Below are 17,896 nucleotides of genomic sequence, written 5' to 3'. Positions count from 1 at the left end.
AAGCGACGCTATCACCTCACGCTCGCCTCCGGCCGCGCGCGACCAGCAGCGCGCCGCCGAGGAGCGCGAGCCACGGCGCCGGCGCGCCGCTCGCTGGTGGGCTGCCCGCGGCGCGACAGTCGCAGCCATCGCCGCCGCCGCCGAACCCGCCGGCGGTGCCCCACGAGGGCCAGGCCCCGCCCGATGAGCCCGCCGTGCCCGACGCCGTCACGCTCGACGCGGCCACGCTCGACGCCGCCGCGCCGCCGCCGCCTTCCCCGCCCGGACAACCCCGGTGCGCGAACGGCCCGGCCTCCGTCGGGCAGTGGTCATCCAGGTCGCCCACGAAGTCGTTGTCGTCGTCCGCGTCGCAGTCGTCCCCCACGCCGTCGTCGTCCGCGTCGGACTGGGCAGGGTTCGCCGCGGCCTTGCAGTTGTCGCAGTCATCCCCCACGCCGTCGGCGTCGGTGTCGGCCTGATCCGGGTTCGGGACGGCAGGGCAGCTATCCACGCCGTCGATCACACCGTCGGCGTCGGAGTCGACGACATCGTCGTCGCAGGCGTCGCCGGTCCCGTCCTCGTCCGCGTCTCCCTGCCCCGGATTGGCCGCTTGCGGGCAGTTGTCCGCGTCGTTGTGAACGCCGTCGCCGTCGTCGTCGATATCGCAGGCGTCGCCGACGCCGTTCGCGTCGGAGTCCGCCTGATCGGGGTTCTGCGTGCGAGGGCAGTTGTCGCCCACGACCACGCCGTCGCCGTCGCCGTCGACGGCGCCGGGCGTCGGCGCGGCGCACGCGGCCCAGGTCGACGACGAGGGCTCGCCGGTCTCGACCGCGCCGGTCACCCCGTTCCCCCCGCTCGCCGCCTGCGCGCCCTCGGTGAGGTCCAGCCGGCAGCTCCCGCCGTCGGCGGACAGCGGCGCGTGCAGCGCGACGTCGTCCGCCGCGTCAGGCAGGTAGGCGCTCCGCGCCGTCCCCGGGTCCGGCCCGTCGAGCGATTCACCCGTCTTGTCGACAGGGGCATTCGGCCCCGTCGCGCCATAAAAGACGTAATCGATGTCCTTCACGAGATCGCTCACGCCGTCCCAGGTAAACAGGATGAGACACTCGTGGTCGTTCGTCAGCCCGCGCGTCTCGCCCACCGCGCCAGGGAGCGGCACCCGCATGTCGGGCACCGCGGCGGCCGACTTGCTCTCCCCCTCACCGAAGGTGCCTGCGCTGTGGATCTCGTAGGTAGGGTGCGAGCCCCAGCCCGCGAACGTCCTCGTCTCCCCGCACCCCATGCGAAAGCACTCCGCGCCTCCGAGCGACACCGTCTGGACCTCGCCCGGGCCGATCCTGGCCCCGTCCGGGAAGCGCACCAGGAAATCATTCGTGTTCGGGAGCGAGGGGCGCTCTGAGACGATCTGGTAATAATATCGATAGTCGGCGAGATAAACATCGGACAGGTCGACCGGGGCGCGGCCCGGGTTGTAGATCTCCACGAACTCCGCCGCCGCCGGGTGGACGCGGAGCTCCGTCAGGAGGAGCTTCGCGGGGCTCGACACCCGCGCGCGCATCCGGCCGTGGAGCGCGTCGAGCTCCAGCGTGACGACCTGCCCCGCCGCGGCGCTGAACGCCCCGCTCGAGGCGTCCTGCGGGGCGTAGCTCCAGCCGTTCGCCCCGAGGTTCGTGCTCGAGGGGCCCTGCGCCGCGAACTTGAAGAGCGCGCCGGGGAGCGCCGTCGGGGCCACGAAGCGGTATGTATGGACGTGATCGCCCGCGACGCGATCGCCGAGGCGGCCATCGTCGCGCGCGACCGTGATCGTCGAGGTCGAGCTCCAGTCGGCGTCGCCCAGGGAGCTCTGCCAGTCTCCGACCGCGACCCACACCTGGGGTGCGCCCTCCGCGTTCATCGAGGCGCTGCGCGAGTCGGAGGTCGATTCGGTCGCCGGCAAGAACCCCTGTGCGGTCAGGTCGCGTGTGTCGTAATAAAAGGTGACATCGTGGGGCGCAGTCCCGCCGGCCAGCGTGAAACGCAGGTTGTCGCCGGTGGCCGTACCCGCGCCGCCGTCGTGGAGGTCGACGCCGTTGCGCGAGATCTTGTACTCGACCGCTCCCTGCGCCGCGAACGAGACGATCGCCGTGAAGATGCCGTCCCCCGCCGCCGCGTCCGGGGCCACCCCGTCGTCGCGCAGGGGCGCGCCGGCGCGCGCGCTCCAGGCGCCGAGCTCCGGCGCAGAGCCGGTCACCGTCGGCAGGGCGAGCGCCGTCTTGGCCAGGAGCGAGAGCAAGGCGAAGCTGAGACCGACCGATGAACGGCGTCGTCGCACGTGGCCACCTCGGTGCCGGGGCGAAATATCCGGACGAGTGAACCCTAGCGCAGGACGGACGAACAACGAAGTCACAAAGCAGGAAGAGAGCCAGCGCTCGTGTGGCGCGCTCGTGTGTCATCCATCGATGTGCGCTGAACCTGGCCTTCAGTCGCCTCGCGCCGCGGAGAGGCCTCGACGTCGCGGCGAGGACGCCGCGGCCGAGCCGCGCGGCCAGCCCGGTGGGACCGGGCTCGACCTCGTCGTCACCGCGAGACGACCGCAGTGACGGGGCGAGGCGGATCCTCACGATGCGGCACGCCCGCGAGAACACCCTTTGCGCCCGCCTGGCCGGCGAGGTCGCCCACCCCGTCCAGCAGGGCGTGCGCCCTCGCGTAGTCCAGCGCCGCGCCGGCGGTGTCGCCCCGCTCACAGCGCAGGTCGGCGCGCGCCTTGAGCACCGCGGCCTGACCCGCGCGGTCGCCGAGCGCCTCGAAGAGCCGGAGCGCATCGTCGTAGTCGCGCTCCGCGCCCGGGAGCGCGCCCCGCTGGCGGCGCAGGTCGCCGCGGGCCTTGAGCGCGGCGGCCTCGCCGCGGCGGTCGGCGCTCTCCCGGTACAGGAGGATCGCATTGCCGTAGTCGCGCGCCGCGAGCGCCGTCTGCCCCTCTCGCAGGCGAAGGTCGCCGCGGGCCTGCCACGTGCGCGCGTGCGTCTGCTCGTACCCGAGCGCCCGGAGGAGCTCGGGCTGCGGGACGACCTCGCGCGCGGCGCGGGGGATCGCCCCGCGGCGCTCGTCGGCGCTGCTCGGCGCCGACCGGAGCTGGCTGAGGACGCGCTCCTCCACGCCCTCGAGGATGTAGAGCGCCCGGTCGTAGTCGCGCGCCGCGCCCGCGAGGTCGTCCTCCCGGAAGCAGAGATCGCCGCGGGCCTTCAGCACGTTGGCCTCGCCGAGCCGGTCGCGGCAGGTCCTGAGCAGCAGGAGCGCGCAGCCGTAGTCGCTCGCCGCCCCCTGCGCGTCCCCCTGGTCGAGCCGGAGGTTGCCGCGCGCGAGCAGCCCCATCGCCTCTCCCGTCCGGTCGGCCGCTGCCCTGAAGAGCGGCAGCGCCCGCTCGTGGTCGCGCGCGGCGGCCGCGAGATCCCCCTGCCGCCTCCGCAGGTCGCCGCGGAGCAGGAGCGCGGTCGCCTCGCCCCGCGCCTCGCCGGCCGCCTCGAACGCGGCGAGCGCCTCGCCGTAGTCCGCCGCGGCGGCCTCGAGCGCGCCCTCCCGCAGGCGCAGGCCGCCGCGCGCGAGGAGCTCCTTCGCGCCGCGGACGCGATCGTCCTCGGGCAGCGGCGTGCACCGCGACGCCGCGCGCTGCGCGCTCGCGCGCACGGCCTTGCGCAGGACGTCGCGGTGGCCCGGCCGCCCGCGATCGCGGGCGGCCGGCGTGGCCCGGAGCGTCCCGAAGGTGCCCCGCCGCTTGCTCGCGAGCTCCGCGCGGCGCGTGCCCTCGAGCGCCGCCAGCGCGCGCGCGCGCAGGTCGGGCAGCGCGTCTCCGGCGAGGCGCGCCGCGTCGTCGAGCAAGCGGTGCTGGACCTCGGCCGGCAGCCCGAGATCGAGCACCGTGCAGGCGTCGACGAGCACCCGCGCCAGCACGTCGCCGCCCCGCCCGCCGTCCCGGAACGGCGCCGTGTCGAGGGCCGCCAGGAGATCGCCGGCGACGCGCCGGCGCATCGCCGCCTCGGGCCGCCCCTCGACCGCGGCCGTCCAGAAGAGGAGCGCCTGCATCGCGCCCGCCGCGCCGCGGAGCAGGGCGTCCCAGCGCTCCGCGTCCCCGGCCACGTCCTTGCGGGCCACCTCGCGCATGGGCGCCGTCAGCCCGTAGGTCTGGGAGCCCTGCTCGAACGCCACGAGCCGGCCGTGCACGAGGAGCTGCAGCGGCCGCGCCGTGGAGGGCGCGGGCCTCCCCGCCGCCGCGGCGACCACCTCGGGCGGCGCGCCCGCCGCCGGCAGCGCGGCGAGCGCGTGCACCACGCCGCGCGCGTCCTCGCCCAGCGACTCCAGCGCGTCGCCGAAGACCACGCCCAGGATCTCGCCCTCGGCGCCTTCCGGATCCAGGTACATCGCATTTTTGCGCACGTACGCTTCGACCGACATCCCCGTCCGGCGCAGCGTGGCGGCGGCGATCTCGATCGGGGCTGGCAGATACCCGAGCGCGGCGATCAGCGCATAAGCCCACTGGACCTCGGCGGCCGGCGGCGCGTCCGTCCCCCATGCACCCTGCGAGAGGACGGACAGCGCAGCGGAGATCGAGAGCGCCGAGACGTTGAGCTCAGCTGTCTTCCGATCTCCCGACGTGGAGCGGAACCTCGACATTTCGCCTCTGTTCATTCCAGAAGAGCTGGTTATCCGGGCAGGCGGCGCCGGGCTGTCGGCCCTTGACGACACGCCTGCTGGCTCCCGATGAGCCTGAAGTCTGCTGCTATGGCGCGGAGCTTAGCGCGGCGCACGACACGCTCAACAGCCTTCCAGGGTTTCGTGCGGCGCCGCGGCCGGCGCGCCGCGCTCCGCACCATCGCGCCGCGCCCGCGCTGGCACACGCCCGGCATTGGCTTGCCGCTCATGCGGAAGCGCCCTCGACGACGTGGAATGAGCGGAGCCTGCGCTGAAAGCCGGCCTGGCGCCACGAGCTTGTCCGTGCCGCGGCGGGCGCGCCGAGAGAAGATCTCGCCCACGCACGAGCGCCCAGCGAGACGACGAGGGGCGCCGGAGGAAAGCCGCGGGCGGGAGATCCGGGCCGGCGGCGCGGTCGTGTTTGTGACCGAGACGGGCAGCGGGAGGCCGGCGGTGCTCCTGCCCAGCATGCTGATCAGCGGCATGAGCTACGGGCCGATCGTCGAGGCGATGCGGCGGCGCGCCCGGGTGATCGTCATCGAGCTGCCCGGCTCGGGCCGCGGCGGGCGGCTCCGCGCGCCGTGGACCCTGGAGCAGTACGCGCGCTGCGTCGCCGAGGCGCTTCAGGCATTGCAGCTCGAGGGGGTCACGCTGATCGGTCACTCGATGTCTGGCGCGGCGGCGCTTGTGGCCGGCGCCCTGTACCCCGAGCGGCTGTCGGGGCTCGTGCTTGTCGGTTCCGTCGGAGTCGGCTCGCCGCGCTCGCTGCTGGCGCTCGTCCTCGGGCGCATGGCGGACATGCGGATCGAGCCGCGGTTCACGGTGCGCGCCGCGCCCGCGTTCCTCTACAACCTGCTCGTCCACACGCGGAGCGCGCTGCGCTTCGCGCGGCTCGCCGCGGAGGCGGAGCTGAGCGGCTACGCCGCGCGCCTGCGCGTGAGGACGCTGATCGCGTGGGGCGCGCGCGACCGCACGGTGCCGCTCGGCTCGGCCCTCGCGCTGAAGCGCCTGATCCCCGACGCGACGCTCGTGGTCTCCTCGAAGGGAAGCCACGACTGGATCGTGGAGCGACCCGCGGAGTTCGCGGACGCGGTGGCGAGCTTCATGGATGGCGGCGGTTGAGCGCGGGCGGGCGCTGACCGGCCGCGCGAGGGGGTATCGGGGCGCGCCGGCGTGCGCTAGCCTCGTGGCGGGGTCGTCGGCGTGAATCTCGGCAGGCGGCGCGGGGCGCGCCGCCGTGAGAGGGAGTGGGGATTGACCGGTTGGTGGCGCCTGGTGGAACAGGCAGCGAGGCGGGCGCGGCGCGCGATCCCGCTCCTCGCGCTGATGGCGACGATGGCGCTGTGCCGCCCCGCGCGCGGCGAGGCGGCCCCGGCGTCGAGCGGGGGCGCGAGCGGCGCGGCCGCCGCCCCCGCGCCGCCGGGCCCGCGGCCTCTCCCGCCGATCCCCGGCGCGGGGAAGGTCACCGTGGTCGCGATCGCCGGCATGATCGATCTCGGCCTCTCGCCCTTCCTGGAGCGCGTCGTCGCGGCCCAGGGCGAGGGCGATCTGCTGGTGCTCGACATCAGCACGCTCGGCGGGCGCATCGACGCCGCGCTCGCCGTCCGGGACGCCCTGCTGCGCGCCCGCGCCCGCACGGTGTGCTGGGTGAACCCGCGCGCGATCTCGGCCGGGGCGCTCATCGCGTTCGCCTGCGACGTCATCGCCGTCGCCCCCGGCGCCACGATCGGCGCGGCGACGCCCGTGCAGATCGGCGAGGGGGGCGAGATGAAGCCGGTCGCCGAGAAGGTCGTCTCGTACATGCGCAAGGAGATGCGCGCGACAGCGGAGGCGAAGGGGCGGCGCGGCGACATCGCCGAGGCGATGGTCGACGCCGACGCCGAGGTCCCCGGGCTCGACGAGAAGGGCAAGCTGCTCACGCTGGACGGCCCGCAGGCGCTCGCGTGGGGCGTCGCCGAGGTGCAGGCCGGCACCGAGGCAGAGCTCCTCGGCGCCCTGGGCCGCCCCTCGCCCGGCGAGATCGCGCGCCCGCGCCTCAGCTCCGCCGAGGCGCTCGCGCGCTTCCTCTCCGATCCGACGCTCTCCGGGCTCCTCATGACCCTCGGGATGCTCGGCATCCTCCTCGAGCTCTACGCGCCGGGCCACGGCGTCTCGCTCGCCGTCGGGCTCTCGTGCCTCGGGCTGTTCTTCTTCGGGCACCACGTGGTGAAGCTCGCGGGCTGGGAGGAGATCGCGCTCTTCGCCGCCGGCGCGATCCTCATCGCCGTGGAGCTCCTCGCCCCGGGGCACGTCGTGCCCGGCGTCGCGGGCGCGGCGTGCGTGGCGAGCGCCCTCGTGCTCTCGCTCCTCGACCTCGAGCGCGTGCCGATCGACGTCGCCTGGCACGCCGGCTGGCTGCCGCGCGCCCTTGCCACGGCGAGCGTCTCCCTCGCGGCGACGGCGGCGCTCGCCGTGGTCGCCGCCCGCGTCGCGCCGAGGACGCGGCTCGGGCGGCGGCTCGTCCTGGACACGGCGATCCGCGCCGTCGCCACCGGGGGATCTCCCGAGGGCCCCGCGGCGTCCGCGTCGCCGCTCGCGGACCGGCTCGGCACGGCCGCCACCGATCTGCGCCCGTCCGGCAAGGTCGAGATCGATGGACGCCGCGTGGAGGCGCTCTCGGCGTTCGGTTACGTCGAGGCGGGCGCCCGCGTCCGCGTCCTCCGCGCGGAGGGCGGCCGGCTCGTCGTGAGGGCGATCGCGCGCAGCGCGGAGGACGCGAGCGACGCGGGCGAGGAGGCCGGAGCGTGACCCCGGTGCTGCTCGTCGTCGCCCTGCTCGTGGTAGGCCTCGTGCTGCTCGCCATCGAGGTGCTCGTCATCCCTGGCGTCGGCCTCGTCGGGCTGCTCGGCGGCGCGGCGGTGCTCGGCGCGGTCGCGGTCGCGTGGGCGACGCTCGGGGCCGCGCACGGCCTGCTCGCCCTCGGCGCGGGCGTCTGCGCGACCGGGCTCCTGTTCTGGGCTCTCCCGAGGACCGGGGCGGGCCGCAGGATGGTGCTGCTCGAGACCCAGCGGAGCGGGCGCGGCACGGACGCGCGGCTCGCGGCGCTGGTCGGCAAGGAGGGCAGGGCGCTCACGCCGCTCCGCCCGGCCGGGACGGTCGAGATCGAGGATCGCGCGGTCGATGTCGTGACCGACGGCCTCTACGTGGAGGCCGGCACGCCCGTGCGCGTGGCGAGCGTGGAGGGGAACCGGGTCGTCGTCGAGCCGCGCGAGCCCTGAGGAGCGCGGGAGCGGCGGCCCTTCACGGACAGGGACGGGTAGAGGGGATATGGAGATCATCTCGGTCATCGTGCTCGGCGGGCTCGTGCTCGTCGCCATCGTCGCGACGCTGTACCTGGTGCCTGTCGGGCTGTGGATCGCCGCGCAGGCGTCGGGCGCCGGGGTCTCGATGCTCACGCTCATCGCGATGCGCCTGCGCCGGGTGCCGCCCGAGCAGATCGTCAACGCGCGGATCAGCGCCGTGAAGGCCGGCCTCGAGGGCGTGTCGGTCGACATGCTCGAGGCGCACTACCTGGCCCGCGGGCGGGTGGAGGCCGTCGTCAACGCGCTCATCTCGGCGGGCAAGGCGGGGATAGAGCTCGATTTCTCGCGCGCGGCCGCGATCGACCTCGCCGGCCGCAATGTGCTCGAGGCGGTGGCGATGTCGGTGAACCCGCGGGTCATCGAGACCCCGAAGGTCTCGGCGGTGGCCAAGGACGGCATCCAGCTCCTCGCGATCGCGCGCGTGACGGTGCGCGCCAACATCGATCGCCTGGTCGGCGGCGCGGGCGAGCAGACGGTGCTCGCGCGCGTCGGCGAGGGCGTGGTCTCGACCATCGGATCGGCCGACGACTACAAGCACGTGCTCGAGAACCCCGACACCATCTCGAAGAACGTGCTCAAGAAGGGCCTCGACGCCGGGACGGCGTTCGAGATCCTCTCGATCGACATCGCCGACGTCGACGTGGGCTCCAACATCGGCGCGAAGCTCCAGACGGAGCAGGCCGAGGCGGACAAGCAGGTGGCGCAGGCCAAGGCGGAGTCGCGCCGCGCGCTGGCGGTGGCGCAGGAGCAGGAGATGAAGGCCAAGACGCAGGAGATGCGGGCGAAGCTCGTCGAGGCCGAGGCGACGATCCCGCTCGCGATGGCCGAGGCGCTCCGCACGGGCAAGCTCGGCGTGATGGACTACTACAACATGCGCAACGTCATCGCCGACACCGAGATGCGCCAGGGCATCGCCGGCACCACGGGGGGCAAGCCCGACCCCGTCGGGGAGTCGTGAGGTGCCGCCGCGTGACGCCGCGGGCCCGCGCTGGGCGTGGCTCGCCCGCCGCGAGGGGCTCGCGCGGCGCTTCGTGCTGGCCGAGGTGCTCGGCCCGCCGCGGGCGCTGTCGCCGATATCGCCGCTTGCGCGCGCCGCCGACCCCGCGGCGGGCGATCCGCGCCCGCAGGACGATGGACGGGCGCCATGGATGAGCTCGGGGACTTCCTTGGCTATGCCCTCGCGGCGGCCTGGCTGATCGTCAAGCTCGTCATCAAGCTCGCGGGCCGGGACGACGCGCGCGGCTCGGCGCCGCCCGAGCGCGCGGCCGAGGCGCAGCGCGGCGCGCCGCCCGAGGAGGCCGCGCCGGCCGCCGAGGTCGCGCCGCGCAGCCGGGCGCCGCGGGCGGCGGTGCCCTTCGGCGCCGCGCGCGCCCCCGACGAGGCCCGGCAGCGGGCGGCGCTCCTGCGGCTCGGCGAGCTCGACCGGACCGCCGCCGCGCTCGGCGACTCGGTGCGCCACGAGCGGGCGAACCGGCGCTTCGCGGACGCGCTCACCCGGTTCGTGCCGGCGGAGATCGCGCGCGCGCGGGCGGCCGCCGAGGCGGGCGCCCCGGCGCGCGCCGTGGTGGCCGCGGCGGACGACATCGAGCTCGTGCTGGGCGAGATCGCGGTGCTCGCGCGGCAGCGCCGCGATCCGTCGCTCCTCGCCGAGCTCGGCGACGCGGACGCCCTCGCGGAGGCCTGCTACGCCCCCGTGATCGCGTTCGCGCGGGCGGAGGGGCTGCCGCTCCGGAGCGGATTCCCGGCGACGCAGCTCACGCCCTTCGATCTCGCCATCTGGACGGGCTTCATCCCGACGTCGATCGCCCCCATCTTCCTGCCCGCGGACTTCTTCGCCACGCCGCTGCGCTGGCCGGCGCTCGCGCACGAGATCGGCCACGATTTCCTGGCCTCGATCGACGACCTCGAGCCCGCGCTGCGCCGCGAGCTCGGCCTGCCCGACGCGGGCGCGCGGCCGCGCCCGCTCGCGCTGGACGACCATGACATCCCGAGCTCCGAGCTCCGCCGCGTGTTCGGCGCCTGGTTCGAGGAGATCTTCTGCGACGTCTTCGGGACGCTCATGTTCGGCCCCGCCTACGTGCTCACGATGAGCGAGCTGTTCTTCCAGGAGGGCGAGCCGTACGCGTCGCTCGCCGTCCACAGGGACGTGACCGGCGCGCGCTACGACGAGCACCCTCCGCCGCACCTGCGCGTGCTCATCGGGTGCATGGTCCTCGAGCGCGCCGGGCTCGGCGAGAGCGCGCGCGCGCTGGGGGAGGCGTGGGCGCGCCGCCACGCCGAGGTCAGCCTCGATCACCTGATCTGGCCGGTGAGGGGCGCGTGGATCCCGCTCCCGCTGCGGCCGTGCGCCGAGATGGCCGCGTCGATCGTGGAGCGCCTCTATGCCGGACCGCTGCTGGCCCTGTCGGGCTTCGGCCTGCAGGACATCAGCGGCCTCGATCACGGCCCGCACGAGCACCAGGAGGCGCTGCGCGCGCGCGACGCGCTGCTCGCCGGCCGGGTGCCCGCGGTCCGCGACGCGCGGGCGCTCCTCGCGGGCGCGGCGCTGGCGGCGCACCGGGCGCCCGAGCGGGCGCTCGCGATCCTGACCAGGGCGCGCGCGGCGATCCCGGCGCTCGGCACGGGCGAGCGGCGCCCCGACGCGTTCGCGCCGGCCCGGGGCGCGTCCGGCGCCCCGCTGGACCGCCGCGCCGTGACCGAAGCGCTGCTCTTCCGGGAGATCCTGCTGCCGCCGAGGGCGCTCCGCGGCCGCCGCCGAGCGCGGCTGTAAAGCGGCGCTCGGACGAGAATGGTTGAATCGCCAGGACGCGAGGGGCGTCCAAGAGAACGAGCCAGGACGCCAGAGAGGGAGGGAAGGCGCTCTCCGATTCTCCCGGCGTGCCTGCGTGATGGCGGTATTTTTATCGGAATCGCAGCGGCCGACGCGGCCGAGCACCGGGCGGTGACGGGTCTGCCCGCGCTGCTCGGATCAGATAGCGTCGAGCTCGGCGGCCGGCGCCACCGGGGGGATGGTGTGGATCGTCGGCGCGCGGGGCGCGGCGAGGCTGCCTGCCGCCATCAGGGGCAAGGGCGCGCGCGGCGGGGGGAGGCTGTCCGACTGGAGCTTGAGGAGCTCCTCGCGCTGGTGCTTCCACACGGTCCGGTACCGGAAGAACGGCACGGCCGGGTAGAGGTGGTGGATCAGATGATAGGTCTGCCCGAAGAGCAGCACGTTGAGCAGCGCGCTGTCGACCGCGCGCGTGGCGCGATACCGGTTCTGCGCGGCCGTGATCCCGTGCGGGTAGTGAGGCAGGTAGTCGAACGCGAACGCGAGGAAGAAGATCGCCACCCGCGCCGGAACGATCCAGTAGAGGACCGCGAGCTCACCGACCCCGAGACCGAAGGCCAGCGCCACGAGCGCGAGCATGGCCGCGAGCGTCGCGACCGTCTCGAACCGCTCGCCGCGCCGCTGCGCGCGGTAGGAGCGCAAAAATAAATAGTAATAGTGAAGGTCCTGTGTCGCCCACCGGAACGGGAGGAGGTACCACGGGCCGCGACCGCTCCAGTGGTCGGGGTCCCGATCCGCCTCGTTCGTGTGCTTGTGATGCTCCATGTGGAAGTGACGCACGGCCGGGAACGGCGCCATGAGCAGCAGCCCCGACAGCCGACCGACCACGCCGTTCAGCAGCGCCGAGCGCGCCAGCGACCGGTGCGAGGCCTCGTGCATCGGCGTGAAGGCCGCATAGGCCGCCACCGCCGCGGCGAGCACCGCCGGCACGGTCGGCACCAAGCCCGCGATGCCCGCGGCGACGGCCGCCGCCCAGAGCGCGTACGACCCCGCGAAGAGCACCAGCGTCGGCCACTCGATCGGCCGGGTCTGCAGCAACCCGCTGGCCAGCGGCAGGACGCTCCAGAGCGCGGGCCGCCCCGATGGCCGCCCAGATGGCCGTCCCGACGGTCGCCCCGACGGCCGCCCCGAGGGGCGGCTGCAGCGATTCTCGTCGTTGTTCATGGTGACATTCCAGGCCGCCGGCCGCCCCGATGGACGACTGAGTCGATTCTCGTCGTTGTTCATGGCGTTCAAGACTCCCGGGGGAAGCTTCGGTTCTTCAGATTTGTGACAGCGGACGATGCACGCCGGACCCTGTGGAAGCGCAAGCGAAGGTTCGACCACCTCGGGACCGCGCTCTGGGATCGCACCGAGAGGTCGTCAGCGGCAAGCGATCTCCAGCGCGAGGTCCTCCTCGGCCATTCCCTCGAATGCCTCGAATGATCAGGGGAGCGCCGTGGGCGGTTCCACTGCGAGAGAAGGCGGGAGTTGCTCGCAGACGAGCACGAATCCAATCTAGCAGCCTCGCAACAGGAGTACAACGAGACTTTCGGAGCAATGCGTTGGGTGTCTGGTTAGCTGGATTCCAGAAGCAGGCTCGGCAGTTGCGCTGCCGCATCTCGTCGGCTTCCGCCCCCGAGGCCGCATCGCCTCCTGCGAAGGGCCGTTCCGAGCGCGTGGCGCCGGGAGCTCGGGAGCGTCGAAAGAGTGCTGACGCGGGGCTGCCCTATACGCAGCAGCGCGTCGAAGCGTCGACGTGCTGCATCATCGAGCGCACCTCGTCGGCGCAGCCCCACGCGAGCGTGTAGCCGGCGCCGCCGTGGCCGTAATTGTGGATCACGCGGCCTTCGCGCTCGAGGCGCACGGCGTTCCGATACGGGCGCAGCCCGGCGCGCGCGCCGACCAAGCGGCCTGGTCTGAGCCCCGCCGCGCGCACGCGCTGGAGCATTGCGTCAGTGCGCTCCGGGTCAGGCACCAACGAGCGGTCGTCAGCGGACGGAACAACACAGCCGCCAATCACCATCTCGCGGCGCCGCGGGATGACGTAAATGAGCGCCGATTCGTCCCTTTCATCACCCAGTGCGACATCTGGGTCGATATCGCCTGGCTCCGTGATCGCGACCTGGCCATAGAGGCCGAGGAGCTCCGCGTCGCCCGTGAGCGCGCGCGCCCCGAGACCTGTGCAGTTCACGACGCAGTCGCCCTCGACCGCGGCGAGCGATTGAACGCGCTCGACGCGCACCGGACTGTCGAGCTGCGACTCCAGCCAGGGCAGGTGCAACGACGGCTCGATGCGCGGCGCCGTGAACCGGAAGCCGTGCGGCGCGCCGAGCGGGTGCGTCCCGGCGTCGATCGAGAGGTCGGGCACGCACGGGGCCCACCACGGCAGGCGCGTGTCGTCCGCGGACTCGAGGCAGGTCAGGACGTCGACGCCCGCCTCCGGGTGTTCCCGCGCGATGCGCGTGAGCTCGTCGAGGCTCTTGCGCGACCACGCATTGACGCGCTCGGGCGGGCTCGCCCGGAAGGGATACCACAGCGCGGCCGCGGCCGCGGACGTCGTGCGCTCGCCGCGCTCGGCCGCGATCACCTGCACCCGATGGCCGTCGCGCTGGAGCACGACCGCCGTGGTCAAGCCGATCACCCCTGCGCCCACGACGGTGACGTGCAGCTCCGGGGATCGCCCTTCCGATGGATCCACGAGCGCGCTCTAGCATGCTGCACCCCTGCGTCGAGAGCGCGCGCCGCGCTCCGGTGCCCGGCCGCGGTCGCGCGTCTGTGCCGTGCAGCCCGCGCCGCCCGCGCCGTCCCTCGCGCCTCACCCCGCGCCCCGGACGGCGCCGCGCGGCCGCCGTCGTGCCCGCGCCGCGCGCGCTGCCGCCGCCGCGCAGGCGGTGCTACCCGTCTCGTCCGCTGCGCCAGGATCGCCGCCGTCCGGCGGCGCGGCGCGCGCGAGGGACCATGTCGAGCTACCGCTTCAACGATCCGGAGATCGCCGCCGTGTACCGCGCCATCCACGAGCGGCGTGACATGCGCCACTTCCTGCCCGATCCGGTGGACAAGGACGCGCTCACCAGGCTGCTCGCGGCCGCGCACGCCGCGCCGAGCGTGGGCATGATGCAGCCCTGGCGGTTCGTGCGGATCACGGCGCCGGAGCTCCGGCGCGACATCCACGCGCTCGTCGAGGCGGAGCGCCTCGCCACCGCGCGCGCGCTCGGCGAGCGCGAGGACGAGTTCATGCGCCTCAAGGTCGAGGGGATCCGCGAGTGCGGCGAGCTGCTCGTCGTCGGCCTGATGGCGGGGCGCGAGGCGCACGTGTTCGGCCGCCGCACGCTGCCCGAGATGGATGTCGCCTCGGTGGCCGCGGCCATCCAGAACCTGTGGCTCGCCGCGCGCGCGGAGGGGCTCGGCGTCGGGTGGGTGTCGCTCTTCGAGCCGCGCGACCTCGCCGCCCTGCTCGGCATGCCGCCGGGCAGCCGGCCGCTGGCGATCCTCTGCGTCGGTCACGTGGCGGAGTTCTACGATCGGCCGATGCTCGAGGCGTGCGGCTGGGCGGCGCGCCGCCCGCTCTCGGAGCTCGTCGCCGAGAACGCCTGGCCCGAGGACGCGGCCGCAGGCCGCGGCGCGTGACGGCCGCGCGCCCGCGAGGCGAGCGCGGCGGCGCCCCGCGGGGCTACAGATCGCGCGCGCACCGGGCCCCGATGTTGTTCACGCGATCGGTGGCGTAGCTGAAGTCGCGGTTGGCCGCGCGCACGTCGTCGGCCGGCGCGCGGTAGCTGCCGCCCCGGGTGACCCGCTGCGCGTCGTGCTCGCCGTCGACGCGGTGCACGCAGTCGATGCACGGCGCAGGGAGCTCCGCGCGCCACCAGTCCATCGTCCATTCCCACACATTGCCGGCCAGATCCGCGTGACCCCATCGCCCGTCTCCGCTCGGCCTCGAGCCCACCGGCCGGATGTCGGCGAACGCGCAGCGACCCGCCGCGCTCCCATCCCCGGTGCACTCGTACACGGCGCGCTCGGGGTCGATCGAGGCTCCCCACGGGTACGGCCGGTGCTCGTCGCCGCCGGAAGCCGCGTAGTTCCACTCCGCCTCGGAGGGCAAGCGGCCGCCGTCCCACGCGCAGAACGCGAAGGCCTCGAACCAGGTGATGCAGTTGATCGGCAGCTCCTCGTTCGAGCCCGGCGCGTCGGTCCACGTCCAGAGGCTGTCACCATTGCATTTCAGCGCCGACTTCAGCGCCGCGGTGTCCCGCGCGAGCCGCCCGTTCCACGCCGTGATCCACCCGCTGCCGTCGACGTGCGGGTGCCGGCCGGCCCCGATGGCGGGCGGGCTCGCCTGCACGCCCTGCCCGGCGTTCACGAAGGCCCGGAATCGCCCGACCGTGATCTCGTACCTGTCGAGCCGGAAATCGCTCACGGCCGCAGGGGACGAGTCGTCCGTGCTCGATGCGCCGTCGTAGCCCCTCAGGTACGTGCCGCAGGGGACCAGCGCGCCGGCGCAGCAGTCCTCCGTGGCGCCGGGACCGCAGGTCGCCCCGGCGCCGTCGCCGCCGTCCGCGCAGCTCGGCGGCACCTCCGCGACGTCCGCGGAGCCGCACGTGTTCGGGCAGCCCGGCTCCCCGCATGGCTCGCACTCCATCCCGTCGCACCCCCCGCAGGCCCCGGAGGCATCGCACACCTCGCCGCCGTCCTCTCCGCAGGCCGTTCCCGCGGGCCGCGGCCGCTCCGCGCACGCGCCGTTGATGCACACGGCCTCCATGCAGGCGCCCTGCGCCGGCGGGCATTGCGCCGCCGGATCGACGCAGGCGTCGCCCGAGCCTCCGCTGCCGCCGGTGCCGCTGCTGCTGCTGCTGCTCACGGTGCTGCTGCCGCTGCCCCCGGCGCCGCTTCCGCCGCTGCCGGCGTCGTTGTCGCGGGGGAACACGCGGACCTTCTGGCTGCAACCGGACACGAGCGAGATGGACACGAAGAGCGCCAATGATCTCATGTATGGCATCATACGCCATCGGTCGCCTCACGTCGGCGTGTCCGACGGCGAACCGGCCCCGGACGCGGGGGGCGCGCGGGCCTCGCGGCGGCCAGGGCGGCCGCCGCGACAGGAGCGCCGCGCTCGTGGCTGTGTCGTGGGCTCTCCGGGGCTCGTTCAGGCGGAACGGTGACTCTGGCTCACCCGCGATCCGTCACGCGCGCCGGCCCGGCTCGATCTGATTGACGTCGCGGACAGCGCCGTTCGCGGCGCTCGTGGCCATGAGCGCGTAGGCGCGCAGGGCAGGGGAGACCTTCCGGTCGCGGTTCGGCCGGAACGCGTCGGCGCCCCGCGCCTCGGCCGCGCGGCGCCGGCCCTCGAGCTCCGCGTCGCTGACGAGGACGTCGATCGTCCGGGCAGGGATGTCGATCCGGATGCGGTCGCCCTCCTCGATGAGCGCGATGGCGCCGCCCTCGGCGGCCTCGGGCGAGACGTGCCCGATGCTCAGCCCCGACGTCCCGCCGCTGAACCGGCCGTCCGTGATCAGGGCGCAGGCCTTTCCGAGGCCCTTCCCCTTCAGGAACGACGTCGGATAGAGCATCTCCTGCATGCCAGGGCCGCCCTTCGGGCCCTCGTACACGATGACGACAACGTCGCCCGAGCGGATCTGATCGTTCCAGATCGCGTCGCACGCGGCCTCCTGCGAGTGGAACACCCGCGCCGGCCCCTCGAACTTCCAGATCGACTCGTCGACACCAGCGGTCTTCACGATGCAGCCGTCCGCCGCGATGTTGCCGTAGAGCACGGCGAGGCCGCCCTCGCGGCTGAAGGCGTGGTCGACGTCGCGGATGCAGCCCTTCACGGCGTCGTCGTCGGTGTCGGCGAAGTACTTGTCCTGCGAGAACGCGACCGTGGTCGGGACGCCGCCCGGCGCGGCGAGCGAGCGCTTCTTCGCGGCCGCCGTCGCCGTGGGGCGGCGGATGTCGTTCTCGTCGATCGCCTCGCCCAGCGTGCGCGCGTGCACCGTGCCCGCCTCCCGGTGGATGAGCCCCGCGCGGTCGAGCTCCCCGAGGATCGTCAGCACGCCGCCCGCCCGGTGCACGTCCTCGACGTGGTAATGCGACGACGGCGCGACCTTGCAGATGTTGGGCACCTTGCGCGACATGCGGTCGATGTCCGACATCTTGAAGTCGACCTGGGCCTCGCGGGCGGTCGCCAGGAGGTGGAGCACCGTGTTCGTCGAGCCGCCCATCGCGATGTCGAGCGCCATCGCGTTCTCGAACGCCTCGAACGTCGCGATGCTCCGCGGCAGCACCGAGGTGTCCCCCTCGACATAGTGCTTCTGCGCGAGCGCGACGACGCGCTTCGACGCCGCCTCGAAGAGCTCCCAGCGCGCCGCGTGCGTCGCGAGCAGCGTCCCGTTGCCGGGCAGCGCGAGCCCGAGCGCCTCGTTGAGGCAGTTCATGCTGTTGGCCGTGAACATGCCGGAGCACGAGCCGCAGGTCGGGCACGCCGACCGCTCCATCGCCGCCAGGTCCGCGTCCGTCACCTTGTCGTCGCTGGCCGCGATCATCGGGTCGATGAGGTCGAGCTTCCGGATGAGCGGCTTGCCGTCGCGGTCGTGCGTCCCGACGATCTTGCCCGCCTCCATCGGACCGCCGGAGACGAAGACGGTCGGGATGTTGAGCCGCATCGCCGCGAGCAGCATGCCGGGCGTGATCTTGTCGCAGTTCGAGATGCACAGGAGCGCGTCGGCGCAGTGCGCGTTCACCATGTACTCGACGCTGTCGGCGATGAGCTCCCGGCTCGGCAGCGAGTACAGCATGCCGGCGTGGCCCATCGCGATGCCGTCGTCGATGGCGATGGTGTTGAACTCGACGCCCCACCCGCCCGCGGCGTCGATGACCTTCTTCGCCCGCTGCCCCACGTCGTGGAGGTGGACGTGCCCCGGCACGAACTGCGTGAAGCTGTTGGCAATGGCGATGATCGGCTTCTCGAAGTCCGCATCTTTCATGCCGGTGGCGCGCCACAGCGCGCGCGCCCCTGCCATGTTGCGTCCCTGAGTGGATGTACGACTGCGGTATCCGGCCATGCCGGGAACCTACTCCGTTCCAGCCTTCGCGCCTAGCCGACAGGCGAGGC

Annotated in this window: 12 protein-coding genes; 6 read left to right on the top strand and 6 right to left on the bottom strand. The window is 73.9% G+C overall.

Annotation, left to right across the window (positions count from 1 at the left end; all coding sequences use genetic code 11):
* Positions 1 to 16 precede the first annotated feature (16 nt).
* Together WME76_RS26270 and WME76_RS26265 are read right to left on the bottom strand one after the other, a co-directional pair.
* Positions 17 to 2,287 carry a thrombospondin type 3 repeat-containing protein gene (locus WME76_RS26270; RefSeq protein WP_437955022.1) on the bottom strand — a complete coding sequence of 757 codons (2,271 nt, stop codon included), beginning with the start codon at positions 2,285 to 2,287 and terminating at the stop codon, positions 17 to 19.
* 245 nt (positions 2,288 to 2,532) lie between these two features.
* Positions 2,533 to 4,623 carry a hypothetical protein gene (locus WME76_RS26265; protein ID WP_437955021.1) on the bottom strand — a complete coding sequence of 697 codons (2,091 nt, stop codon included), beginning with the start codon at positions 4,621 to 4,623 and terminating at the stop codon, positions 2,533 to 2,535.
* Positions 4,624 to 5,058: 435 nt separating this feature from the next.
* On the opposite strand from WME76_RS26265, the gene WME76_RS26260 reads away from it, so the two are divergent.
* The 5 genes from WME76_RS26260 to WME76_RS26240 all read left to right on the top strand — a co-directional run bounded on the left by WME76_RS26260 (position 5,059) and on the right by WME76_RS26240 (position 10,752).
* Positions 5,059 to 5,763: an alpha/beta fold hydrolase gene (locus WME76_RS26260; protein WP_437955020.1), complete on the top strand. Its 705-nt coding sequence runs from the start codon at positions 5,059 to 5,061 to the stop codon at positions 5,761 to 5,763.
* 153 nt (positions 5,764 to 5,916) lie between these two features.
* Positions 5,917 to 7,428 (top strand): NfeD family protein, encoded by a 1,512-nt coding sequence (locus WME76_RS26255; protein WP_437955019.1) that lies wholly within the window; start codon positions 5,917 to 5,919, stop codon positions 7,426 to 7,428.
* Positions 7,425 to 7,898 carry an NfeD family protein gene (locus WME76_RS26250; RefSeq protein WP_437955018.1) on the top strand — a complete coding sequence of 158 codons (474 nt, stop codon included), beginning with the start codon at positions 7,425 to 7,427 and terminating at the stop codon, positions 7,896 to 7,898. Before WME76_RS26255 ends, WME76_RS26250 begins: the two co-directional genes overlap by 4 nt.
* A gap of 49 nt (positions 7,899 to 7,947) precedes the next feature.
* Entirely contained in the window at positions 7,948 to 8,940 is a 993-nt protein-coding gene (gene floA, locus WME76_RS26245) for a flotillin-like protein FloA (RefSeq protein ID WP_061618210.1), read from the top strand.
* A gap of 186 nt (positions 8,941 to 9,126) precedes the next feature.
* Entirely contained in the window at positions 9,127 to 10,752 is a 1,626-nt protein-coding gene (locus WME76_RS26240; RefSeq protein ID WP_437955017.1) for a hypothetical protein, read from the top strand.
* Between the two features lie 198 nt (positions 10,753 to 10,950).
* Here the strand turns inward: WME76_RS26240 and WME76_RS26235 are convergent, their stop codons facing one another.
* The gene (locus tag WME76_RS26235) at positions 10,951 to 12,036 is read right to left on the bottom strand and encodes a fatty acid desaturase (protein ID WP_437955016.1); all 1,086 of its coding nucleotides are present in this window, start codon (positions 12,034 to 12,036) and stop codon (positions 10,951 to 10,953) included.
* 481 nt (positions 12,037 to 12,517) lie between these two features.
* The gene (locus WME76_RS26230) at positions 12,518 to 13,489 is read right to left on the bottom strand and encodes an FAD-dependent oxidoreductase (RefSeq protein ID WP_437955015.1); all 972 of its coding nucleotides are present in this window, start codon (positions 13,487 to 13,489) and stop codon (positions 12,518 to 12,520) included.
* Between the two features lie 260 nt (positions 13,490 to 13,749).
* Between WME76_RS26230 and bluB the strand changes: the two genes are divergently transcribed.
* On the top strand, positions 13,750 to 14,418 hold the full coding sequence (gene bluB / locus WME76_RS26225) for a 5,6-dimethylbenzimidazole synthase (RefSeq protein ID WP_437955014.1): 669 nt from the start codon (positions 13,750 to 13,752) through the stop codon (positions 14,416 to 14,418).
* A 43-nt stretch (positions 14,419 to 14,461) separates the two neighbouring features.
* Here the strand turns inward: bluB and WME76_RS26220 are convergent, their stop codons facing one another.
* Positions 14,462 to 15,775, bottom strand: a complete 1,314-nt coding sequence (locus WME76_RS26220; protein ID WP_437955013.1) for a formylglycine-generating enzyme family protein — start codon at positions 15,773 to 15,775, stop codon at positions 14,462 to 14,464.
* A gap of 193 nt (positions 15,776 to 15,968) precedes the next feature.
* A complete protein-coding gene (ilvD, locus tag WME76_RS26215; RefSeq protein WP_437955012.1) occupies positions 15,969 to 17,846 on the bottom strand; it encodes a dihydroxy-acid dehydratase in 1,878 nt (625 codons plus the stop codon).
* Positions 17,847 to 17,896: the final 50 nt, after the last annotated feature.

The organism is Sorangium sp. So ce119, from assembly GCF_051524405.1.
Classification (GTDB): Bacteria; Myxococcota_A; Polyangia; order Polyangiales; family Polyangiaceae; genus Sorangium; species Sorangium cellulosum_G.
The sequence above is the reverse complement of the archived record's forward strand: the minus strand, read 5'-3'. Positions and strand labels throughout refer to the sequence as shown.